The sequence below is a fragment of the Bradyrhizobium sp. Pha-3 genome, assembly GCF_042258615.1.
GTDB lineage: Bacteria > Pseudomonadota > Alphaproteobacteria > Rhizobiales > Xanthobacteraceae > Bradyrhizobium.
In genome coordinates, this window is record NZ_CP170152.1 from 6,417,687 (window position 1) to 6,437,199 (window position 19,513).

Sequence of the window (19,513 nt, forward strand, 5' to 3'; positions counted from 1 at the left end):
CCGATGGCTGACGTCCTGATCGCACTCGGCGGCAATGTCGGCGACGTCCGCACGACGTTTCGCAAGGCGATCGCCAATATCTGCGGCATGACGCAGGCGGCGCTCTTGGCGCGCTCGTCGGACTATTCGACGCCGCCCTGGGGCGAAGCGCAGCAGAACCGCTTCATCAATGCCTGTATCGAGATCGACACCAGCCTCGATCCGCACGCGCTGCTGTTCACGCTGCACAAGATCGAAAGCAAATTCGGCCGCGATCGCAACAGCGAGCAGCGCTGGGGTCCGCGCACCCTCGACCTCGACCTGATCGCCTATGACGACGTCACACTCGAGAAGCCGGAACTGACGCTGCCGCATCCGCGGCTGTTCGAACGCGCCTTCGTGCTGGTGCCGCTGGCCGAGATCGTTCCCGACCGCGTCATCGCCGGGCGCCGCGTCGCGGATGCGCTGGCGGGGGTCTCGACGGACGGTATTTTCCGTCTAGCGGACCTCGATTAAAGCCGCACGAACGCAAACAACCGTTTGGCTTGGCCGCCCGCCCGTGGCAATTTCCGGCCAAATCAAGGGACCCCGTCGCGGGGCCGATGAAGGACGATTTGGGCGGATGACGACCTCGACTGACGATTTGGCTCTGGCTTCGGATTTTGCACCGGCGACCTATGACGACTGGCGCAAGCTGGTCGACGGCGTGCTGAAGGGCGCGCCGTTCGAGAAGCTGGTCGGCAAGACCTATGACGGCCTGAGGATCGATCCGATCTATCGCCGCGCCACCAACGCAAGCCCGCTGCCGGGCCGCGCCGCAGCCGCCCCCTGGCAGATCCTGCAACGGGTCGACCATCCCGACGCCGCAGAGGCCAATGCGCAGGCCTTGCAGGATCTCGAGAACGGAGCGACCGGCCTCGAATTCGAGTTCGCCGGCGGTCCCGGCGCGCGCGGCTTCGGTCTCACGGACGCCAGCAAGAAGACACTGGCGCGGGCCTGCGGCGGCGTCCATCTCGATGCCGGCATCATGATCGCGCTCAACCCGGTGATCGGACGCGAGAACGCCGGCGAGACGTTTGCCGACATGGTCGAGGCCCGCAAGCTCGATCCCGCCAAGCTCGACCTGCATTTCAATTATCAGGCACTCAGCACCATGGCGGTGCGCGGTGCAGCGGCCATCGCCTGGCCCAACTACGAAAAGTCGTTCGGCCAGGTGGTCAACGGCCTGATCAAGCGCGGCTTCAAGGGACCGTTCGTGCTGGCCGATGGCCGGCCGGTCCATGATGCCGGCGGATCAGAGGTGCAGGAACTCGCCTTCACGCTCGCGGTCGCGCTCGCCTATCTGCGCATGCTCGAAGCCTCCGGGATCGATCTCGACTCGGTGCGCGCAGCCGTGTCGTTCCGGCTCAGCGCCGATGCCGACCAGTTCCTGACCATGGCGAAATTCCGCGCGCTGCGGCTCTTGTGGGCGAGGATCGAAGAGGCCTGCGGCCTCGCGCCGAAGCCGATCTTCGTCAACGCGCAGACCGCCTGGCGGATGCTGACCCAGCGCGACCCCAACGTGAACATGCTGCGCGCGACGATCGCGACCTTTGCCGCCGGGCTCGGCGGTGCCAATGCCATCACCGTGCTGCCGCACACGCTGGCGCTCGGCCTGCCGGACGATTTCGCCCGCCGCGTGGCACGCAACACGCAGCTCGTGCTGCTCGACGAATCCAACCTTGCCAAGGTCTCCGATCCCGCGGCAGGCGCCGGCGGCATCGAGACCTTGACCTCGCAGCTTTGCGAAGCGGCATGGACATTGTTCCAGGAGATCGAGAAGGCCGGCGGAATCTTCCCTGCACTCGAGCAGGGGCTGCTGCAACAGAAAGTCGCCGCGACGCGATTGCTGCGCGAAGCCAACGTGGCGGAGCGGCGCGACGTGCTGACCGGCGCCAGCGAATTCCCGAACCTGCACGAGGCCAACCTCGCGGTGCTGGACGTGAGGCCGGCCGCGCCGGTGTCCACCGCCGGCGCCAAGGTCACCTTCGATGCCCTCGCGCCGATGCGGCTCGCCGAGCCGTTCGAGGCGCTGCGCGACAAGTCCGACGCCGCACTGAAAGCCCATGGCGCGCGACCCAAGATCTTCCTCGCGAACCTGGGCACGCCGGCGGATTTCACGGCCCGCGCCACATTTGCAAAGAGCTTCTTCGAGACCGGCGGGATCGAGGCCATCGACAGCGAGGGCTTTGCCGACGCGGCCGCGCTTGCCGCGGCGTTCAAGGCATCTGGCGCCGCGATGGCGTGCATTTGTTCCTCTGACAAGGTCTATGCCGTCAGCGCCCCTGAGGCCGCCGAGGCCCTTCACGGCGCCGGCGCAAAGCATATCTATCTGGCAGGGCGGCCCGGCGACCAGGAAGCGGCGCTGCGGGCGGCCGGCATCGGTGAGTTCGTCTTCGCCGGCGGTGACGCGCTGGCGACATTGCGTGACGCCTATCGGCGGATGGAGCAGGCATGACGGCAGAGGCACCAGCAAAACCCGTTCTGACCGGCGGTTGCCAGTGCGGCGCCGTGCGCTTTGCGGTGTCCGCGGCACCGAACCGCGTCAGCATCTGTCACTGCCGGATGTGCCAAAAGGCCTCCGGTGCGCCGTTCGCCTCCTTTGCCGACATCAACAAGGAGGATTTCGCCTGGACCCGCGGCAAGCCGGCGGCGTTCAAATCCTCCTCGATCGCAGAGCGCGACTTCTGTGCCACCTGCGGCACGCCGCTCAGCTTCCGGCGGATCGACGGTCCCCGCATCGAGATCATGACCGGCGCCTTCGACCGGCCCGACCGGGTGATCCCGACGCAGCAGTTCGGAACCGAGTCCCGCCACGGCTGGGTGGTCGGCATCGCCAATCTGCCGAGCCAGACCACCATGCAGAATTACGGACCGGACAAGATGGCGACCATCGTCAGCCATCAGCATCCGGACCATGACTAAGGAAGCCAAGGAATGACCCGCATTCCCAATTTCGCCGATGTCGCCTTCCAGCCCGTTGCCACGGCGATGCCGGCCGCGAGCGCCGAACCCTGGCTGACGCCCGAGGGCATCCCGGTGAAGTCCGTCTACGGCGAGGCCGATCTCGAAGGCATCGATTTCCTCGAGACCTGGCCCGGCATCGCGCCCTATCTGCGCGGCCCCTACCCGACCATGTATGTCAACCAGCCCTGGACCATCCGGCAATATGCCGGCTTCTCCACGGCGGAGGATTCCAACGCCTTCTATCGCCGCAACCTTGCGGCCGGACAGAAGGGCCTGTCGGTCGCGTTCGACCTCGCCACCCATCGCGGCTATGACTCGGATCATCCGCGCGTTTCCGGCGACGTCGGCATGGCCGGTGTCGCGATCGATTCCATCTACGACATGCGCACGCTGTTCGCCGGCATCCCGCTCGACCAGATGAGCGTGTCGATGACCATGAACGGCGCGGTGCTGCCGATCCTCGCGCTGTTCGTCGCCGCCGCCGAGGAACAGGGCGTGCCGCCGGAGAAACTGTCGGGCACCATTCAGAACGACATTCTGAAAGAGTTCATGGTGCGCAACACCTACATCTATCCGCCGACGCCCTCGATGCGGATCATCTCCGACATCTTCGCCTACACGTCGCAGCGGATGCCGAAATACAATTCGATTTCGATCTCCGGCTACCACATGCAGGAGGCCGGCGCGACGCAGGACCTCGAGCTTGCCTATACGCTGGCGGACGGCGTCGAATATCTGCGCGCCGGGCTTGCCGCCGGCCTCGACGTCGACCGCTTTGCGCCACGGCTGTCGTTCTTCTGGGCGATCGGCATGAACTTCTTCATGGAAGTCGCCAAGATGCGCGCCGCGCGGCTGTTGTGGGCCAAGCTGCTGAAGCAGTTCAACCCGAAGGACCCGCGCTCGCTGTCGCTGCGCACGCATTGCCAGACCTCGGGCTGGTCGCTGACCGCGCAGGACGTGTTCAACAATGTGATGCGCACCACCATCGAGGCGATGGCGGCAACGCAAGGCCACACCCAGTCGCTGCACACCAACGCGCTCGACGAGGCGCTGGCGCTGCCGACCGATTTCTCGGCGCGCATCGCCCGCAACACGCAGCTGTTCCTGCAGCAGGAGAGCGGCACCAACCGCATCATCGATCCCTGGGGCGGCTCCTATTATGTCGAGCGGCTGACGCGCGATCTCGCGGCCAAGGCCTGGGGTCACATCCAGGAGGTCGAGGAACTCGGCGGCATGGCCAAGGCGATCGAGGCCGGCGTGCCGAAGCTCAGAATCGAGGAAGCCTCCGCGAAGACCCAGGCGCGGATCGATGCCCGCCGCCAGGCGGTGATCGGCGTCAACAAGTTCAAGCCGGAGAACGAGCGGCCGATCGACGTCTTGAAGGTGGAGAACTCCACCGTGCGGCGGTTGCAGATCGACAAGCTGGCGCGGCTCAAGAAGGAGCGCAACCAGAAGGACGTCGATGCGGCGCTGGCCGCGCTGACCCGCTCGGCGGGCGAAGGCAACGGCAATCTGCTGGCGCTCGCGATCGACGCCGCGCGCGCGAAAGCCACCGTCGGCGAGATTTCAGACGCGATGGAAAAGGTGTTCGGCCGCCACCGCGCCGAGATCAAATCCATCACCGGCGTCTACAAGCGAGAGGCAGCGGCCATGTCCAACAAGGTCGAAAAGGTGCAGGCGCTGATCGACGCCTTCGAGGAGGCTGAGGGCCGCCGCCCGCGCATCCTGGTCGCCAAGATCGGCCAGGACGGCCATGACCGCGGCCAGAAGGTGATCGCATCCGCCTTCGCCGATGTCGGCTTCGACGTCGATATCGGGCCGCTGTTCGCGACCGCCGACGAAGCCGCGCGACAGGCGGTCGAGAACGACGTCCACATCCTCGGCGTTTCCTCGCTCGCAGCAGCCCATCTCACCGCGGTGCCGGAATTGAAGGCCGCGCTGAAGAAGCACGGCCGCGAGGACATCATGATCATCATCGGGGGCGTGGTGCCGCCGCAGGATTATGATGCGCTGTATGCGGCCGGCGCCGAGGCGATCTTCCCGCCCGGCACCGTGATCTCCGACGCCGCCGAGGAGCTGATCCACAAGCTCAACGCCCGGCTCGGCCACAGCGCGGCGGCGGAGTAACGCTGCCGCATTCGCCCTCCCTCACTCGGAGTTCTCATGCGCGCCGCTCGCTCGATGACGCCTGCCCGCATCATGGGTCTTGCCGGCCTGCTGGCCTGCCTCTGCCTCCCTGCGCGCGCCGCCGATCCGAAGCCCGACGCCACGGTCAAGAACGCGAGCATCGAGGCCAACGTCTATCTCGACGACAAGATCAAGGCAGATAGCGCGCTGGCGGCCGATTGCCTCGCCGAAGGCCGGAAGTGGATCGACAAGAACGCGGCGGAAGCGGCTTCCGCGCGTAAGGACGAGCCTGAGCTTTTCAAAGACCGCGGCGGCTATTCATTCGAGCGCAAATATTCGGTGCGCTCCATCGTCGACGGCCGCTATGTCAGCGTGCTGCGCGACGACTACATGGACAGCCACGGCGCGCATCCGAACACCGACGTCAACACCATTCTGTGGGATGCGACGGCGAAGAAGCGCATCAGCATTCGTCCCTTCTTCACCGAGACGGCCGACAACGGCCCGACCCTGACGGTGATGCGCAAGGCCGTCGTCAGCGCCCTGAACGCCGAGAAGAAGAAGCGCGGTGCCGGCGAAACCGCCACCGCCGATTGGTACAAGGAGCTGAAGCCGACCCTGCTCAAGATCGGCGCCGTGACGCTCGCGCCATCGACCGAAGCCGGCAAGAGCTCCGGCCTCACCTTCCACTACCCGCCCTACGCCGTCGGCCCCTATGCCGAAGGCCAGTATGTCGTCTTCGTGCCGTGGGAGACGCTGAAGCCGTACCTGACGCCGGACGGCGCCAGAATCTTCGCCAGCGCGCGGCCGAAGGCAGACGCCGACGATCAGCAACAATAGCTGCTTCAGCAGGCCTCAGCCTGGCTGACGCGCCAGCGCTCTGACCAGGGAGCTGGTCCAGTCCGGGATCCACGCCTGGAACTGGCTGTGCCAGCGATCGGCGTCAGCAGGCGCCGTATCGAGCTTGACCGACCATTCGATGAAGGTGCGGTTGCCTTCGACCACCGGCAGCAGATGCATCGTGCCCTCGTAATGGGTCGGCTGCGGCGCGTCCGAACCGGCATCCGCCAGAAACGGCAGTGGCTCGATGCTGGCATAGGTCAGCGAATGCTGCGCGTCCGAGTGACCGGCAAGGCGTTGCCTGACCCAGAGCCCGAGATAGCAGAAACGCCTGACGGCACCGATCTGGTCCCCGCGCTTGTCGTCCTCGATCACGCTTTCGCTGACGCCCTCGATATAGGCCGGGTAGTTGTTGAAGTCGCGGATCAGCGACCACACGGTATCGAGCGGATGGTCGAGGACGGTGCTGTAATAGGCTCGGGTCATGGCAGGCTCCGGAATGTTGATCCGCAGTGACGCGGAACGGGCCCTGATCAACCGTATGGCATCAGCCGCGCCCACCCGATTTCCGATCTCGCGATTGATCGGGGATGGGTGCGGACTCCGCCCTCGCCTGCAACCGGCAGCCGTTGTAAACCAAGGCCATGACCCCGCCGAAGCCCGCCTCTCCCGACATCCACGCCCTCGCCAAGCAGCTCCGCGCCGGCCACCGCGCCGCGCTGGCGCGGGCGATCACGCTGGTCGAGAGCCGGCGTGGCGATCACCAGGCGGCGGCGCGCGAGCTGGTGCAGGCGCTGCTGCCCGACACCGGCAAGGCGGTACGGGTGGGCATCACCGGCTCGCCCGGCGTCGGCAAATCGACCACGATCGATGCGCTCGGCATGTTCCTGATCGAGCGCGGCCACAAGGTCGCGGTGCTGGCGGTCGATCCGTCCTCGGCGCGCACCGGCGGCTCGATCCTCGGCGACAAGACCCGGATGGCGCGGCTCGCCGTCTCCGACCAGGCTTTCATCCGCCCCTCGCCATCCTCGGGCACGCTCGGCGGCGTCGCGGCGAAGACCCGCGAGGCGATGCTGTTGTGCGAGGCCGCCGGCTTCGACGTGGTGCTGGTCGAGACCGTGGGCATCGGGCAGTCCGAGACCGCGGTCTGCGACATGACCGATTTCTTCCTGGCGCTGATGCTGCCGGGCGCCGGCGACGAGCTGCAGGGCATCAAGAAGGGCCTCGTCGAGCTCGCCGACATGATCGCGATCAACAAGGCCGACGGCGACAACCTCAAGCGCGCCAACCTCGCCGCTGCCGACTATCGCAGCGCGCTGCATATCCTCGCGCCGCGCTCCGAGCACTGGCATCCGCCGGTCGAAACCTACTCCGCGCTGACCGGCGCTGGGCTCGATCGGCTCTGGCAGAAGATCCTCGACCACCGCACCGCGATGAACGCCTCGGGCGAATTCGAGGCCCGCCGCCGCGAGCAGCAGGTGAAGTGGATGTGGTCGATGCTGGAGGGCCGGATGATGGCACGGCTGCGCTCGGATGCTGCGATCCGCGCCAGGGTCAAGAAGATGGAAGCCGAGGTCGCCGGCGGCCGCATCTCGCCCGCGGTCGCCGCCGAGCAGATCGCGGAGATGCTGCATTGAGCGGCAAGCTGCGCATCCTCGTCACCGGCTTCGGGCCGTTCCCGGGTGCGCCGTTCAACCCGACCATGCCACTGGTGAAGCGCCTGATCGGGCTGCGCCGGCCGGCTTTCGACAACGTCGCGCTGACGGGCCACACTTTCGACGTCACCTACGCGACCGTCGATCGCGAATTGCCCGAGCTGATCGCACGACATCGCCCGCAGGCGCTCTTGATGTTCGGCCTGGCCGGCCGCACCTCGCATCTGCGGATCGAAAGCCGCGCCCGCAATGCGGTGACGACGCGCTTCCCCGATGCCGGCCGCCAGCATGCGCGCAAGGGATCGATCGCAGGCGGCGCCGATGCGAAGGTGTTCGGGCCGCACAGCGAAAGGCTGCGGCGTGCCGCGCTGGCGACCGGCATCGATGCACGGATGTCGCGCGATGCCGGCAGCTATCTCTGCAACTATCTGAGCTGGCGCGCGATCGAGGCCGTGAACAAGAACAACGGCCTGCGCCTCGCGCAATTCATCCACGTTCCGCCGCTGGCCCATGATGGCACGGCCGCGACCGGGAAATCATCCATCACGCTGGAAGCGCTCGTCGATGCCGGCGAAGCCATGCTGCTGGAGCTGGTGAAACTGACCCGGCAGGCCGCGCGCATGAGCGACGCAGATTGACGATACCCTGAGCGGGATGCTGTGCATCCCGGCGTCGTTTGAAAGCTACCAATGCCTCGACAGCGGCGCGCAAAGCGGGCTTTGCCGGAGGTCCGAATCGGGGCCAGGAGCGGAACAATCACGGTTCCTTGGTCGCAAAGCGTGGCCAAGGGGAGACTTGACCGTGAACCTTTCCTTCGCTGGGCGGACTCACGTTCAGCCGTAATCAGCCCTCGACAGGCCGAAAGGCATCGTCAGACGACAACACATGGCTGGCGGCCGTAGACGCGATCGTTTGAAGATCGTCGGTCGAAGTTGTCCGGAATTTTTGACTGATTTTGTCCAGGGGACGCGGGCCGGCGCCTGCCGGACCTCATCTCCGTGCCATTGGAGGAGATACCATGACCGAGATCCGGCTGGCCTCGCTACAGGGCGGGGCGATTATGCTTGGAAATGACACTCTCGATGCCATGCGACAGACATTGCGAGGGATTGTTTGCCTGCCCCAGGAAGCGGGCTACGATGAGGCCCGCACGATCTGGAATGCGATGATAGACCGCCGCCCAGGCGTGGTGGTCCGCTGCAGAGGTGCCGCAGACATCATGCATGCCGTCACTTTCGCACGCGAGCGCGGCGTCTTGCTTGCGGTGCGCGCCGGCGGCCACAACATTGCCGGGAATGCCGTATGCGAAGGAGGTCTGTTGCTGGACCTCTCGCTCATGCGCGGCGTGCGGATCGATCCTGCTCGCCGGACCGCGCGCGTCGAACCGGGCGCGACCCTCGGCGACTTCGACAGGGAGGCGCAAGCCTTCGGACTGGCCACTCCGCTCGGCATCAATTCGACGACCGGGGTGGCGGGCCTCACGCTTGGCGGCGGATTCGGATGGCTCAGCCGCAAGTTCGGGTTGGCTGTCGATAACCTCATCTCGGCCGACGTGGTAACGGCTGACGGCAAGCTTGTGCGGGCGAGCGCAGAGGAGAACCCCGACCTGTTTTGGGCGCTGCGCGGAGGCGGCGGCAATTTCGGCGTCGTGAGCTCGTTCGAATTTCGCCTGCACCCGGTCGGGCCCATGGTCCTCTCCGGCCTGATTGTCCATCCTTTTGCCCGGGCAAGAGAACTTCTGGCCGGCTATCGCCAGATCGCAGCCAAAGCCCCCGACGAACTCACGCAATGGGTGGTCCTCAGAAAGGCTCCGCCGCTTCCCTTCCTTCCGGCTGACATTCACGGCAAGGAAATTCTCGTCTTTGCGGTCTGTTATGTAGGCGATGAGAGCGACGGCAATCGTGCTTTGGCTCCGCTGCGTGGGCTGGGAACGCCGATTGCGGACGTGATCGGCATGCAGCCCTTCACCGCCTGGCAGAGTGCGTTCGACCCGTTGCTGACTCCGGGTGCCCACAATTATTGGAAGTCGCACAATTTTGTCGATCTCAGCGACGGTCTCCTGGATGTCCTCGTCGATGAGGTCGCGCGACTTCCGACCGAGGAGTGCGAAATCTTCATTGGGCAGCTCGGCGGGGCCTCTAGCCGTGTGGCGCCTGACGCCATGGCTTATCCTCATCGCAGCGCAAATTTTGCGATGAATGTTCATACGCGATGGCGTCAATCCGCCGACAAGCAGCGCTCGATCGACTGGGCTCGGAGGCTTTTTGCCGAAACTGCGCCTCACGCAACCGGCGGCGTCTATGTCAACTTCATGCCCGAGGACGAAACCGATCGCGTGTCCAACGCATACGGCGCAAACTACGCGCGTCTCACGGCACTGAAGTCGAAATACGATCCCAGCAATCTGTTCCGGTTGAACCAGAACGTCCAGCCGTCCGCGCAGCGACCGGCGGCCTGACGAAATACAAGGTAGCAAACCGCCGGTTAGCCTTGGCGAAACCATCGCTGTTACCCGACCGTTTCGGTCTTTGGGTGATGGTTTCGCTTCGCCGTACGCACCAGCTCCTATTGGACGGCAGCGAACAAGTCCCAAGACCCTGGGATGCCCTTGAGATCGAACGAGCCACGCTCTGCAAATTTCAATCCGGCTCCCGCGGAACTGTATCCTGATCCTCAGCTTCATCGCCCGCGAAAGCGGGCGATCCAGTACGCCGCGGCTTCTCGGCTGAATCGCTGGCGTCTCTGGAATACTGGATCACCCGCATGCGCTGACACCGAACAAGCTGTTTGACAGTGTGAATCGGCTGCACCTGGGATTAACCCTACCGCCAACAATCGGCCGGCTGCGTCGGCGTGTTCACCATGCCGCGCCGTATTTCGCGCTACCACTCGGGCGCGAACGTCACCGCTCGCGAATTTGTGCGAGGGCTGTGCCCATGGACGTCAACCGCCGCCATCTGATCGGAGCCTCCGCCGCCGGCGTCGCCGGTGCGCTTGCGATGTCGCCGGATGCTGCGCGCGCCGCGCAATCTGCCGGCTCGCTCGGCCGCGACGTCACGCAATATGGCGTCCGTCCCGGCAGCCCCGACGATCAGACCCGCAATCTGCAGCGCGCGATCGATGACGCCGCGCGCGCGCAGGTGCCGCTGGCGTTCCCGCCCGGCGTCTACCGCACCGGCCTGTTGCGGCTTGCGCCCGGCAGCCAGCTGATCGGCGTGCGCGGCGCCAGCCGGCTGGTGTTCAACGGCGGCGCCTCGCTGCTGGAAGGCGAAGGCGCCGGCGGCATCGTCCTGATGGGGCTCAGCTTCGACGGCGGCAACGTCCCGCTGCCTGCGCGCCGCGGCCTCGTGCATTGCCTGTCCGGCCGCGACATCCGCATCACCGATTGCCAGTTCACTGGCAGCGGCGGCAGCGGCATCTGGTTCGAGCAGATGTCGGGCGACGTCAGCAACAACATCTTCACCGGCATCGCGGCCACTGCGCTGGTGTCGTTCGACGCGCTCGGCCTCATCGTCTCGCGCAACACCATCAAGGGCACCAACGACAACGGCATCGAAATCCTGCGCACCGCGATCGGCGACGACGGCTCGATCGTCGCCGACAACCGCATCGAGGACATCAAGGCCGGCCCCGGCGGCTCCGGGCAGTACGGCAACGCCATCAACGCCTTCCGCGCCGGCAATGTGATCGTGCGCGGCAACCGCATCAGCAACTGCGACTTCTCGGCGGTGCGCGGCAATTCGGCGTCCAACATCCACATATCAGACAACAGCGTCAGCAATGTCCGTGAGGTCGCGCTCTATTCGGAGTTCTCGTTCGAGGCCGCGGTGATCGCCAACAACACGGTCGACGGCGCCGCGATCGGCGTCTCCGTGTGCAATTTCAACGAAGGCGGCCGCATCGCGGTGGTCCAGGGCAACATCATCCGCAATTTGCTGCCGAAGCGCCCGGTCGGCACCGACCCGAACGACGGCGCCGGCATCGGCATCTATGTCGAGGCCGACAGCGCCGTCACCGGCAACGTGATCGAGAACGCGCCGACCTTCGGCATCGTCGCCGGTTGGGGCCAGTACCTGCGCGACGTCGCGATCTCAGGCAATGTCGTGCGCAAGGCGTTCGTCGGGATCGGCGTCTCGGTGGTGCCCGGCGCCGGCACGGCGCTGATCAACAACAACATGATTTCGGAAACCCCGCGCGGCGCGGTGGTCGGGCTCGATCACGCCCGCCCGATCACGACCGACCTGTCGGTGGGTGGCGCCCAGCAATATGCGCAGCTGGTGGTCGGCGCGAACGCGGTGCGGCGCTAACCTTCGGCCTACAGCGCGTTGCGCAGCAGCGGATAGCGCCGCTGGATGGTGTCGAGATCGAGCACCGGCGGCGGCATGACCGGAGGAGGCATCTCCAGCGGCGGTGCGTCGGCCACAACGGGCGGCTGCTCCAGGACCTCGGCCGCCGTTTCCAGCGCGGCCGCGACTGCAGTCATCGCGGCCTCCGCCAATGTCGCGGTCTCCGAGCGGCGCTGCGCCATCGGCGAAAGATCGGGCGGCGGCAATTTCGACTTGCCGCGGCCGAGCCAAGACAGATCGATCGGCGAATTATCGAGGGAGGCTTCGCGGGTGAGCAATTCCCGCCAGATGTCGACCGCGGCCCGGGCTTCCCTGATGTTCTCAAGAAAGGCCTGCTCGCTGTGATAGCGGCGCCAGCGTCCGGTTTCGAACAGCTCGTTGAGATGCTCCAGCCTTTGCTCGGCAAGGTTGCACCAGCGTGCAACGATCTCCTGGCCTCTGGCCAGGTCGGTCCGATGTGTCATTGAAGTTGCCCGCAGGGAAAGAAACGGACGCAGACGCAACCGAACCGAATCAACTGGACGTGACACCGATATTCTGTGGAAAAGGTAAATAAAGTCTAACTAAATTCTTAATCGCGGACGGGCGATGAAGGAAGTCCGCTGTACTACGGAGTTTGTTGCCTGAACCATCGTCAAGTCATCGACTTGCATGGTGGCGATGCGCCTCGCTTCCGAACGCAGCGCAGCCAGATGATCCGCAGCAAACAGCCGCGGCCGCCGCGCCCGTCGCAATCACGTCATGCAAGGGTGCCCCCAAAATGAAAGACCCGTCCGGGGGGACAACCGGACGGGTCAAAGCCATATGGGCGCTTGGGGTGGATGGGCGCTCGCGCCTGATATAGCCGGGGAGGGATAAACCGCTCCCACACACATAAGTCGTGAGAGGAAGGCGGACGTTCAAACCGCCGACGATTTTTTTGACCTTTGCGCCGCCCGGTTCCATCGCACCGTTGCGCGCGTTCGGCGCCGAAAATAACTGCGCAGCACGGTGATTTGCGGCGGAATCGTCCGATGCCATCGACAGCGCGGGTTCATTCAACGCGCGGCTCACGGAAGTGTTATTGCCGTCCGCTGCCTGTGCAGGCTGCGACGGTTTGTCCGCATTAGCCGCTCGGTTCGTCGATCTGGTCCGGCCGTTGGCGGTCATGGTGACGTCAACTCGGCGCAGGACCGTCAGCTGTGCGTTTACGGCGTTTCGACCGCGAGGCTGACGATCTTCTCTTTCTGCAAACGGGCAATCAGTGCCGCGACGCTGTCCTTGTCCATCGCGCGGAACTGCAGCCGGAACATCCCGCCCTTCCCGTCGACGATCGCGCCCTGGTAATTGTCGAGCAGCGAGGTGATGTCGGCGATCCTGGCATCCGGCGTGAAACGGACCAACAGCCGCGTCGGCGCGGCCGCCACGCTGGCACCGAGGTCGCGGGTGATCGGCGCACTGGGTGCGACGGCTGCGCTCGGCGCACTGCGTTGTTCGGCGGCATCAAGCGAGGCGGTCTGGAACGAGGCCGGCTCGCTGCGCGTCAGCACCGCACCGATCACGCCCGCCTGGAGCAACACCACGATCGCGCCGACGCTGGACGACCAAGCCAGCGTCCGCGGCGACAACTTTGAAAAGAACTCCGAGACGGAGGCCGACACGCGCGCACCCGCCGACGCCTTGCGCTCCGGCTCGGCATCGATCGCGGCAAACAGCTTCTGCATGGCGCGCGCAGAGGGCGCACCGAGGCTCTCGTTGAGACCGATGGTCTCGGCATATTCCTCGCGGATGACGGCATATTGCCGGGCCAGATCCGGATCGGAAGCGAGCGCGTCCTCGACGCGGCGCGCGTCACGCGCGTTCAGCGTGCCGGCCGCATGCCAAGGCAGCAGCATCTCGACATCGTCAGGATCCTGACCCTGCACCTTCTTGTTGCTCGCAGCCGTCATGGCCAACCTCGCTCGACACCGGCTGCCTTCAGCAACTCGGCAAGTTTCTTGCGCGCATAGAACAGGCGCGTCTTCACGGTGTTCTCCGGAATCCCGACGATCTCTGCGACCTCTTCCACGGATTTCTCGTGATAGTAGACAAGATCGACAATTTCCCGGTGTTCCGCCGATAGTCCCGTCAGGCACTTACGCAGCGTGTCACCCGTGTCCTTCTTCTGCACCACCGTTTCCGGATCGTCGGACGTGTCCTCGATCGCGTTCGCGGCCTCATCGTCCAGTTCGGCGTCTTTCCTTCGCCGCAGCGAAGACAATGCCTTGAACCGGGTAATCGCCAGAAGCCAGGTTGAAACGGCGGATCGTCCCTCGAATTTGCCCGCCTGACGCCACACGTCCAGAAAGACCTCGCTAATGAGGTCCTCCGCCACCTGTTCGTCCCGCACGAGCCGGAGCCCGAAGCGGTACACCCTGACATGATGCCGTCCGTACAGCACCTGCATGGCGAGCCGGTCGCCTTGAGCGATCCGAGCGATCAGAACCTCGTCTGAAGCCGCCTGTGTCGCACTCAATGGCCGTCTCGCAAAGTTGGTCTGAGGGGGGTGGTGCGTGGTTCGACGCGAGAGGCAAGATTCTTCACAATACGGCAATGTCCAGACCGCATGTGTGATCTATGACACAGACGACGATCCCAATAAGGAAAAATCGCCAGAGACTCGGTAAACGGTATCATAATAGTGAAAACTCTCGCGGACTCGCACCATCCGGCGCGACCATACCAAGGCTTCGCTGGCAAGCCAGCGCTGTCGCGAAGCGGGCGCCGCCGCAAGCCCCGCCCCGATCGCTCCCGACCCGCCTCGGCGAACGGATTCCCCTTACGAAACAAGGGTGATGACCGGGTTTCAGCGCAGCAGATTCGGTTCCAAAAGATACCAAACCTAAAGGCTTTCCCACTTAGATTTTCGCCGGATTTCAGCAATGGCGAGACCATGGGCAGCGCTGCGTCGTCACTTCCCAGCCCGATCGCGGGTGCATCGGAAAGCGGCCGTCCCAGGCTGACGCGCGAACGCCTGGCGCGCCGGGCCAGACAGCGCCGCCAGATCCAGTCCATGATCGCCGCCTGCTTCGTGCTCGATGCCGTTGTGCTGTTGATCTACGCGCATGCCGGCACCACGTCGGTCCTGGTCGCGGCGGGCTATGCCCTGACCGGGCTCTCCCTCGTCGCCGTCTATGTGCTGCTTTCGGAGCGCGGCTTCCACGAGCGCTTCCGCGACCACTACCTGGTGGCACCGCAATCGGCCGTCAACATGGTGAACCTGCTCGTGTTCACCTATATCGCGCCGGAAGTCGGCGTGCTGTTCCTCTGCAACCTGTTCGTGGTGTTCGGCTTCGGTGCGCTGCGCACCTCGGCGCGCCAGACCGCTGTTGTCTGGACCATCATGGTGCTGGGCCTCGCCGCGCTGTTCCTCGGCACCGACAAGGCGATCGGGATGCCGACCGGCACACGGATCGACCGCCTCGCCACCATGCTGGTGTTCGCGCTGACGATCGGGCGCTGCATGTATCTCGGCATTTTCTCGAGCGCGATGCAGCAGTCGCTGTATCAGAGCGGCGTGAAGCTGAAGGAGGCCTACCGGCGCATCGAGGAGCTCGCCGAGCTCGACGAACTGACCGGCACCTCCAACCGCCGCAGCATCATGCGCACGCTCGAGGAGGAGATCGCGCGCTGCGCCCGCAACGGCGGCTCCTGCGCGGTGGCGCTGATCGACCTCGACCATTTCAAGCGCATCAACGACGTCTACGGCCATCCGATCGGCGACGAGGCGCTGCGCACCTTCGCCATCGGCATGTTCGCCAATCTCCGCAGCATCGATCGCTTCGGCCGCTACGGCGGCGAGGAATTCCTGCTGGTGCTGCCCGACCTGTCGCAGGACCAGGCGATGCGCGCGCTCGAGCGGCTGCGCGCGATCATCGCCGGTCTGGACTGGAGCGCATTCTCGCCCGGCATGCAGGTGACGATCTCCGCAGGCGTCACCACGCTCAAGCCGCACGAAAACTCCGACACGTTACTCGCCCGCGCCGATGGCGCGCTTTACGCAGCCAAGGCGAGGGGACGCAACCGCATCGCCAGTGCCTGACATCCTTTCATTTCCCTATTCGGCGCCGGAGAATCCGTCGCCACCGCTCCAGGACAGAGTCATGAGTTCGAAGCCCGAGACCGCCCCCGAAAGTCTGCTCGACGAGCTGCAAACGACGCTCGCGCACGGCACCGTCGCACGCCGTGTCGAGACGCTGCGCCGCGTGACCGACCTCTTCATCAACGGTTCGGTCAACTATTCGGACCAGCAGATCGTGCTGTTCGACGACGTTTTCCAATGCCTGCTCGAGCACATCGAAAACTCGGCCAGGGCGCTGCTCGCCAACCGCCTCGCCCCGATCGAGACCGCGCCGCCGCAGACCATCCGTACCCTTGCATTCGACGACCTGATCGAGGTCGCAGGCCCTGTGCTGACACTGTCGCCGCGGCTCGACGACGACACCCTGATCGAAACCGCGCGCAGCAAGAGCCAGGCGCATCTGCTCGCGATCTCCAACCGCAGGACGCTGAGCGGCGCCGTCACCGACGTGCTGGTGCTGCGCGGCAACGACGAGGTGATCCAGAGCGCGGTCAACAATCCCGGCGCGGAATTCACCGAGCGCGGCTTCACCCGGCTGGTCAGCCGCGCCGAGGGCGACGACAATCTGTCGACCTGCGTCGGCCTGCGCCCGAACATCCCGCGGCATCTCTATCTCAAGCTGGTCGCCAAGGCCTCGGACACGGTCAGGCAGCGGCTCGAGGCTGCCAATCCGCAGCAGGCCAAGGAAATTCCGATCGCGGTAAAGGAAGCGACGCGACGCGCGCGCTCGGCGCCCGCCGCCGTGACGCCGGACACCACGATCGCGCATGCGCTGGTCAAGTCGCTCTACCAGGACGGCCGGCTCGACGAATTCCAGCTCGCAGCCTTCGCCGAGGCCGGCAAGTTCGACGAGACCAATGCCTCGCTTGCCGCGCTCGCCAATGTCTCGGTCAGCATCGCCGAGAACATGATGATCGAGACCCGTGCCGAGGGCGTGATGATCCTGGCCAAGGTCTCGGGCCTGTCATGGTCGACAGTGCGGTCGATCATCAATCTGCGCGACGAGATCTCGGGCGGTGAGCCGACCGACTTGCAGGCCTGCAAGGACACCTATGAGCGGCTGCGGCCGTCCACCGCGCAGCAGGTGCTGCGCTTCCATCGCATGCAGCAGTCGGCCCCCGCGGCCTAGTATCTCAGCCGACCTCCCGTAGCCCGGATGAGGCGCAGCGCAATCCGGGATCCATCATCCGCGTAGAGATTCCCGGATTTCGCTCCGCTCCATCCGGGCTACGAGCAGTCAGTATCGTAGCGCCCGCTTTCCCATCAGCGCGCCGACGCTTGCGACGATCGTGGTCGCCAGCGTGTACCAGGTGGCGACGAACAGCGGCGAGTCATCGGTGCAGTGCGACGCATAGACGGTGGCCGCGAGCCCTGCCGACAGCAGGCCGGCGACTGCACCGGCGACAGCCGGCCGCGCCGGCGCGCCCTGCCGCAGCCCGTACAGCGCACCGACCAGCAACGGCAGCGACATCGCAGGGATCGCGGTCATGCACGCCACAGAGTTCTGGCCGATCAGCCGCGTCATCATCGGCGTACGCTGCGGCATCATCATCTCGCCGCTGATCGCGGCAACGAGGATGCCGGCGGGAACCAGCAGCCACCAGCCGAAGCCGCGCAGCGAAGCCTCCGGCCGCGATAGATGCAGGCTGACCGCGATCGCCGAGGCCGCGAGCGCCAGCGTCACCGCGAACTTCAGGTCGAAGAACGGATTATGCATGGCGGTCATCACGTCGGGCCGCACGCCGAGTTCGGCGAAGAAGACCAGCAGCGAGATCGGTGCTGCCGCCAGCAGTGCCAGCATCAGCGCCAGGCCGATCGGACGCGCGCGATAGGCGTTGTCGGCGGTCAGGGTTCGAATGAGTTGATCCGTGTCCATGCTCATCGGTCCCGTAATTTCGCGGTCAGGCTCGCAAGCCCACGATGCAGCGCAACCCGCACCGCGCCCTCGGTCATCGCGAATTTCGCGGCGGTATCCTTGATCGAGGTGCTGTCGACCGCGATCGATTGCAGCACGTCGCGCTGCCGCGCGGGCAACGCCTGCAACTGGGCGGTGACCTCGCCGGGCGACGCCGTCGGCTCCGGTGTTTCCCCGGGCAGCGTCTCGGCGAAGTCATCGATATTGACGAAGATGCGCCTGCCGCGGCGGCGCAGGGCGTCGATCAGCTTGTTGCGTGCGATCGCGAACAGCCACGGCGCGAACGGCGCACTGGCGTCCCAGGTCTGTCGCTTCAAATGCACCGCCAACAAGATGTCCTGCACGATGTCCTCGGACTGATCGACCGGTTGTCCCGCGCGCGCCAAGCCACGTCGCGCCGCGGCACGGAGTACCGGCGTGATGGCCTTGAGCAGGCGATGATACGCCGCGTCATCGCCTGAAATGGCCGACCGCATCAGGTCGGTCCATTCATCCTCACGTTCGCGCACGCGGGCTCCTGATTTGCAATTCGGCCGATCTTTCAGTTTGTTACGCGGCAAGCCAAGGACATCACGAATTCGTGATAATGGTCCTCCGGCAAGGCCGCGCCGAGGATCAGCCTCAAAGAATCGCTCCGGCGGGTTTCCAGACGGAAGGGCTCATAACACCGATCGGTCCGACACGCATCGGTGCAGCGGCTGCCGACGATCCACCGGGACGAAATTGCCCAGCTTTTGCCCTCTGATGCCCGAAGATTCCCTTTTTCTGCCCCGGTGTAGACACGCAGCGGGGTCTCTTTTCGCCTTTGGGCGGGCAAAATGGGGAGATCATCAGAATGAAGATCAAAGCCAGTGGGCGCTTGGCCTTGATGGTTGCGACAGGGCTGACAGGGTTTTGTGTGTGTCTCGCCGGACCGCTGCCGGCGCATGCGGCCGGTTCGGATCCCGCCGCGGCGAAATCCGACAACGCTACGACCGACATATCCGCGCAGCAGAATTCGCGGCATGGCCGGCGCCATGTGCGCCACCAGTCTTCCAAGACGACTGACAAGACGGCCGACAAATCCGAGAGCAAGAAGGCCGCGAGCGATGCCGGCAGCGTGACGTCGGCGGGCATGCCCGCCACGGTCGCCAATGCCAATGCGGAGCTGACGTCCGGCGACGGCAATGCGAACACCACGCCCGCCAGCGTCAATCCGGTGATGGCCGCCTCCGACAAGCCCGGCGACACGCAACCCGACGGCAGCGTGGTCGCATCCGACCAGCTCAACGACCTCGACCGGGCCCTGCAGCAGGAGCAGCCGGCGGAACAACCGCAACCGATTCAACCGCAGACCGCCCAGCAGGAAGCGCCCCCGACGCAGCCGCCGCCTGTCGCCGTAGCGGCACCCAAGCCGGCTCCGGTCCTGGCGAGCAGCGATAGCGCGAGCTGGGACCAGACCTCGCTGATCGGGAAGATCTTCATCGGCTTCGGCGCCCTGCTCACGGTGGCCTCCGCGGCGCGCATGTTCATGGCCTAAACCGGGTCCTTGCGGCTTGCGGCGCGG

At 65.4% G+C, this 19,513-nt stretch carries 19 protein-coding genes; 12 read left to right on the forward strand and 7 right to left on the reverse strand.

The features are described 5' to 3' along the window. Window positions 1–3: 3 nt before the first annotated feature. From folK to ACE10Z_RS30365, 5 genes are all read left to right on the forward strand, one after another. On the forward strand, window positions 4–495 hold the full coding sequence (folK, locus tag ACE10Z_RS30345) for a 2-amino-4-hydroxy-6-hydroxymethyldihydropteridine diphosphokinase (RefSeq protein ID WP_375784042.1): 492 nt from the start codon (window positions 4–6) through the stop codon (window positions 493–495). 106 nt (window positions 496–601) lie between these two features. Then, window positions 602–2,476, forward strand: coding sequence for a methylmalonyl-CoA mutase family protein (locus tag ACE10Z_RS30350; protein ID WP_375784043.1), 1,875 nt, complete (start codon window positions 602–604; stop codon window positions 2,474–2,476). Then, window positions 2,473–2,943 (forward strand): GFA family protein, encoded by a 471-nt coding sequence (locus tag ACE10Z_RS30355; RefSeq protein WP_375784044.1) that lies wholly within the window; start codon window positions 2,473–2,475, stop codon window positions 2,941–2,943. Before ACE10Z_RS30350 ends, ACE10Z_RS30355 begins: the two co-directional genes overlap by 4 nt. Window positions 2,944–2,955: 12 nt before the next feature. Continuing rightward, window positions 2,956–5,112: a methylmalonyl-CoA mutase gene (gene scpA, locus ACE10Z_RS30360; protein ID WP_375784045.1), complete on the forward strand. Its 2,157-nt coding sequence runs from the start codon at window positions 2,956–2,958 to the stop codon at window positions 5,110–5,112. A 36-nt stretch (window positions 5,113–5,148) separates the two neighbouring features. Beyond that, window positions 5,149–5,952, forward strand: coding sequence for an RsiV family protein (locus ACE10Z_RS30365; protein WP_375784046.1), 804 nt, complete (start codon window positions 5,149–5,151; stop codon window positions 5,950–5,952). A 15-nt stretch (window positions 5,953–5,967) separates the two neighbouring features. On the opposite strand, the gene ACE10Z_RS30370 is transcribed toward ACE10Z_RS30365, so the two are convergent. Beyond that, window positions 5,968–6,438 (reverse strand): SRPBCC family protein, encoded by a 471-nt coding sequence (locus ACE10Z_RS30370; RefSeq protein ID WP_375784047.1) that lies wholly within the window; start codon window positions 6,436–6,438, stop codon window positions 5,968–5,970. A gap of 158 nt (window positions 6,439–6,596) precedes the next feature. On the opposite strand from ACE10Z_RS30370, the gene meaB reads away from it, so the two are divergent. The 4 genes from meaB (at window position 6,597) to ACE10Z_RS30390 (ending at window position 11,914) form a co-directional block, all read left to right on the forward strand. Then, window positions 6,597–7,589, forward strand: a complete 993-nt coding sequence (meaB, locus tag ACE10Z_RS30375; RefSeq protein ID WP_375784048.1) for a methylmalonyl Co-A mutase-associated GTPase MeaB — start codon at window positions 6,597–6,599, stop codon at window positions 7,587–7,589. Continuing rightward, window positions 7,586–8,245 carry a pyroglutamyl-peptidase I gene (locus tag ACE10Z_RS30380; protein WP_375784049.1) on the forward strand — a complete coding sequence of 220 codons (660 nt, stop codon included), beginning with the start codon at window positions 7,586–7,588 and terminating at the stop codon, window positions 8,243–8,245. Before meaB ends, ACE10Z_RS30380 begins: the two co-directional genes overlap by 4 nt. A gap of 380 nt (window positions 8,246–8,625) precedes the next feature. After that, on the forward strand, window positions 8,626–10,065 hold the full coding sequence (locus ACE10Z_RS30385) for an FAD-binding oxidoreductase (protein WP_375784050.1): 1,440 nt from the start codon (window positions 8,626–8,628) through the stop codon (window positions 10,063–10,065). A gap of 478 nt (window positions 10,066–10,543) precedes the next feature. Continuing rightward, window positions 10,544–11,914 carry a TIGR03808 family TAT-translocated repetitive protein gene (locus ACE10Z_RS30390; protein ID WP_375784051.1) on the forward strand — a complete coding sequence of 457 codons (1,371 nt, stop codon included), beginning with the start codon at window positions 10,544–10,546 and terminating at the stop codon, window positions 11,912–11,914. Window positions 11,915–11,922: 8 nt separating this feature from the next. On the opposite strand, the gene ACE10Z_RS30395 is transcribed toward ACE10Z_RS30390, so the two are convergent. From ACE10Z_RS30395 to ACE10Z_RS30410, 4 genes are all read right to left on the reverse strand, one after another. Continuing rightward, window positions 11,923–12,417 (reverse strand): TIGR03809 family protein, encoded by a 495-nt coding sequence (locus ACE10Z_RS30395; protein ID WP_375784052.1) that lies wholly within the window; start codon window positions 12,415–12,417, stop codon window positions 11,923–11,925. Between the two features lie 175 nt (window positions 12,418–12,592). After that, window positions 12,593–13,102, reverse strand: a complete 510-nt coding sequence (locus tag ACE10Z_RS30400) for a hypothetical protein (RefSeq protein WP_375784053.1) — start codon at window positions 13,100–13,102, stop codon at window positions 12,593–12,595. Between the two features lie 38 nt (window positions 13,103–13,140). Further along, complete coding sequence (locus ACE10Z_RS30405) at window positions 13,141–13,881, reverse strand: hypothetical protein (RefSeq protein WP_375784054.1); 741 nt, start codon at window positions 13,879–13,881, stop codon at window positions 13,141–13,143. Continuing rightward, window positions 13,878–14,447 carry a sigma-70 family RNA polymerase sigma factor gene (locus tag ACE10Z_RS30410; protein WP_375784055.1) on the reverse strand — a complete coding sequence of 190 codons (570 nt, stop codon included), beginning with the start codon at window positions 14,445–14,447 and terminating at the stop codon, window positions 13,878–13,880. The genes ACE10Z_RS30405 and ACE10Z_RS30410 overlap by 4 nt, the downstream gene beginning before the upstream one ends. Before the next feature lie 417 nt (window positions 14,448–14,864). On the opposite strand from ACE10Z_RS30410, the gene ACE10Z_RS30415 reads away from it, so the two are divergent. Further along, complete coding sequence (locus ACE10Z_RS30415) at window positions 14,865–16,013, forward strand: GGDEF domain-containing protein (RefSeq protein WP_375784056.1); 1,149 nt, start codon at window positions 14,865–14,867, stop codon at window positions 16,011–16,013. A gap of 61 nt (window positions 16,014–16,074) precedes the next feature. Then, on the forward strand, window positions 16,075–17,181 hold the full coding sequence (locus tag ACE10Z_RS30420) for a DUF2336 domain-containing protein (protein ID WP_375784057.1): 1,107 nt from the start codon (window positions 16,075–16,077) through the stop codon (window positions 17,179–17,181). Between the two features lie 108 nt (window positions 17,182–17,289). On the opposite strand, the gene ACE10Z_RS30425 is transcribed toward ACE10Z_RS30420, so the two are convergent. Both ACE10Z_RS30425 and ACE10Z_RS30430 read right to left on the reverse strand, forming a co-directional pair. Next, window positions 17,290–17,928 (reverse strand): NrsF family protein, encoded by a 639-nt coding sequence (locus ACE10Z_RS30425; protein WP_375784058.1) that lies wholly within the window; start codon window positions 17,926–17,928, stop codon window positions 17,290–17,292. Window positions 17,929–17,930: 2 nt separating this feature from the next. Further along, window positions 17,931–18,476, reverse strand: a complete 546-nt coding sequence (locus ACE10Z_RS30430; protein ID WP_375784059.1) for a sigma-70 family RNA polymerase sigma factor — start codon at window positions 18,474–18,476, stop codon at window positions 17,931–17,933. Window positions 18,477–18,802: 326 nt separating this feature from the next. Between ACE10Z_RS30430 and ACE10Z_RS30435 the strand changes: the two genes are divergently transcribed. Further along, complete coding sequence (locus ACE10Z_RS30435; RefSeq protein WP_375784060.1) at window positions 18,803–19,486, forward strand: hypothetical protein; 684 nt, start codon at window positions 18,803–18,805, stop codon at window positions 19,484–19,486. Window positions 19,487–19,513: the final 27 nt, after the last annotated feature.

What these genes read in the sequence shown, in the direction of transcription:
- folK (WP_375784042.1), top strand. Translation starts at nt 4, where the DNA reads ATGGCTGACGTCCTGATCGCACTCGGCGGCAATGTCGGCGACGTCCGC.
- ACE10Z_RS30350 (WP_375784043.1), top strand. Translation starts at nt 602, where the DNA reads ATGACGACCTCGACTGACGATTTGGCTCTGGCTTCGGATTTTGCACCG.
- ACE10Z_RS30355 (WP_375784044.1), top strand. Translation starts at nt 2,473, where the DNA reads ATGACGGCAGAGGCACCAGCAAAACCCGTTCTGACCGGCGGTTGCCAG.
- scpA (WP_375784045.1), top strand. Translation starts at nt 2,956, where the DNA reads ATGACCCGCATTCCCAATTTCGCCGATGTCGCCTTCCAGCCCGTTGCC.
- ACE10Z_RS30365 (WP_375784046.1), top strand. Translation starts at nt 5,149, where the DNA reads ATGCGCGCCGCTCGCTCGATGACGCCTGCCCGCATCATGGGTCTTGCC.
- ACE10Z_RS30370 (WP_375784047.1), bottom strand. Translation starts at nt 6,438, where the DNA reads ATGACCCGAGCCTATTACAGCACCGTCCTCGACCATCCGCTCGATACC.
- meaB (WP_375784048.1), top strand. Translation starts at nt 6,597, where the DNA reads ATGACCCCGCCGAAGCCCGCCTCTCCCGACATCCACGCCCTCGCCAAG.
- ACE10Z_RS30385 (WP_375784050.1), top strand. Translation starts at nt 8,626, where the DNA reads ATGACCGAGATCCGGCTGGCCTCGCTACAGGGCGGGGCGATTATGCTT.
- ACE10Z_RS30390 (WP_375784051.1), top strand. Translation starts at nt 10,544, where the DNA reads ATGGACGTCAACCGCCGCCATCTGATCGGAGCCTCCGCCGCCGGCGTC.
- ACE10Z_RS30395 (WP_375784052.1), bottom strand. Translation starts at nt 12,417, where the DNA reads ATGACACATCGGACCGACCTGGCCAGAGGCCAGGAGATCGTTGCACGC.
- ACE10Z_RS30400 (WP_375784053.1), bottom strand. Translation starts at nt 13,102, where the DNA reads ATGACCGCCAACGGCCGGACCAGATCGACGAACCGAGCGGCTAATGCG.
- ACE10Z_RS30405 (WP_375784054.1), bottom strand. Translation starts at nt 13,881, where the DNA reads ATGACGGCTGCGAGCAACAAGAAGGTGCAGGGTCAGGATCCTGACGAT.
- ACE10Z_RS30415 (WP_375784056.1), top strand. Translation starts at nt 14,865, where the DNA reads ATGGGCAGCGCTGCGTCGTCACTTCCCAGCCCGATCGCGGGTGCATCG.
- ACE10Z_RS30420 (WP_375784057.1), top strand. Translation starts at nt 16,075, where the DNA reads ATGAGTTCGAAGCCCGAGACCGCCCCCGAAAGTCTGCTCGACGAGCTG.
- ACE10Z_RS30425 (WP_375784058.1), bottom strand. Translation starts at nt 17,928, where the DNA reads ATGGACACGGATCAACTCATTCGAACCCTGACCGCCGACAACGCCTAT.
- ACE10Z_RS30435 (WP_375784060.1), top strand. Translation starts at nt 18,803, where the DNA reads ATGAAGATCAAAGCCAGTGGGCGCTTGGCCTTGATGGTTGCGACAGGG.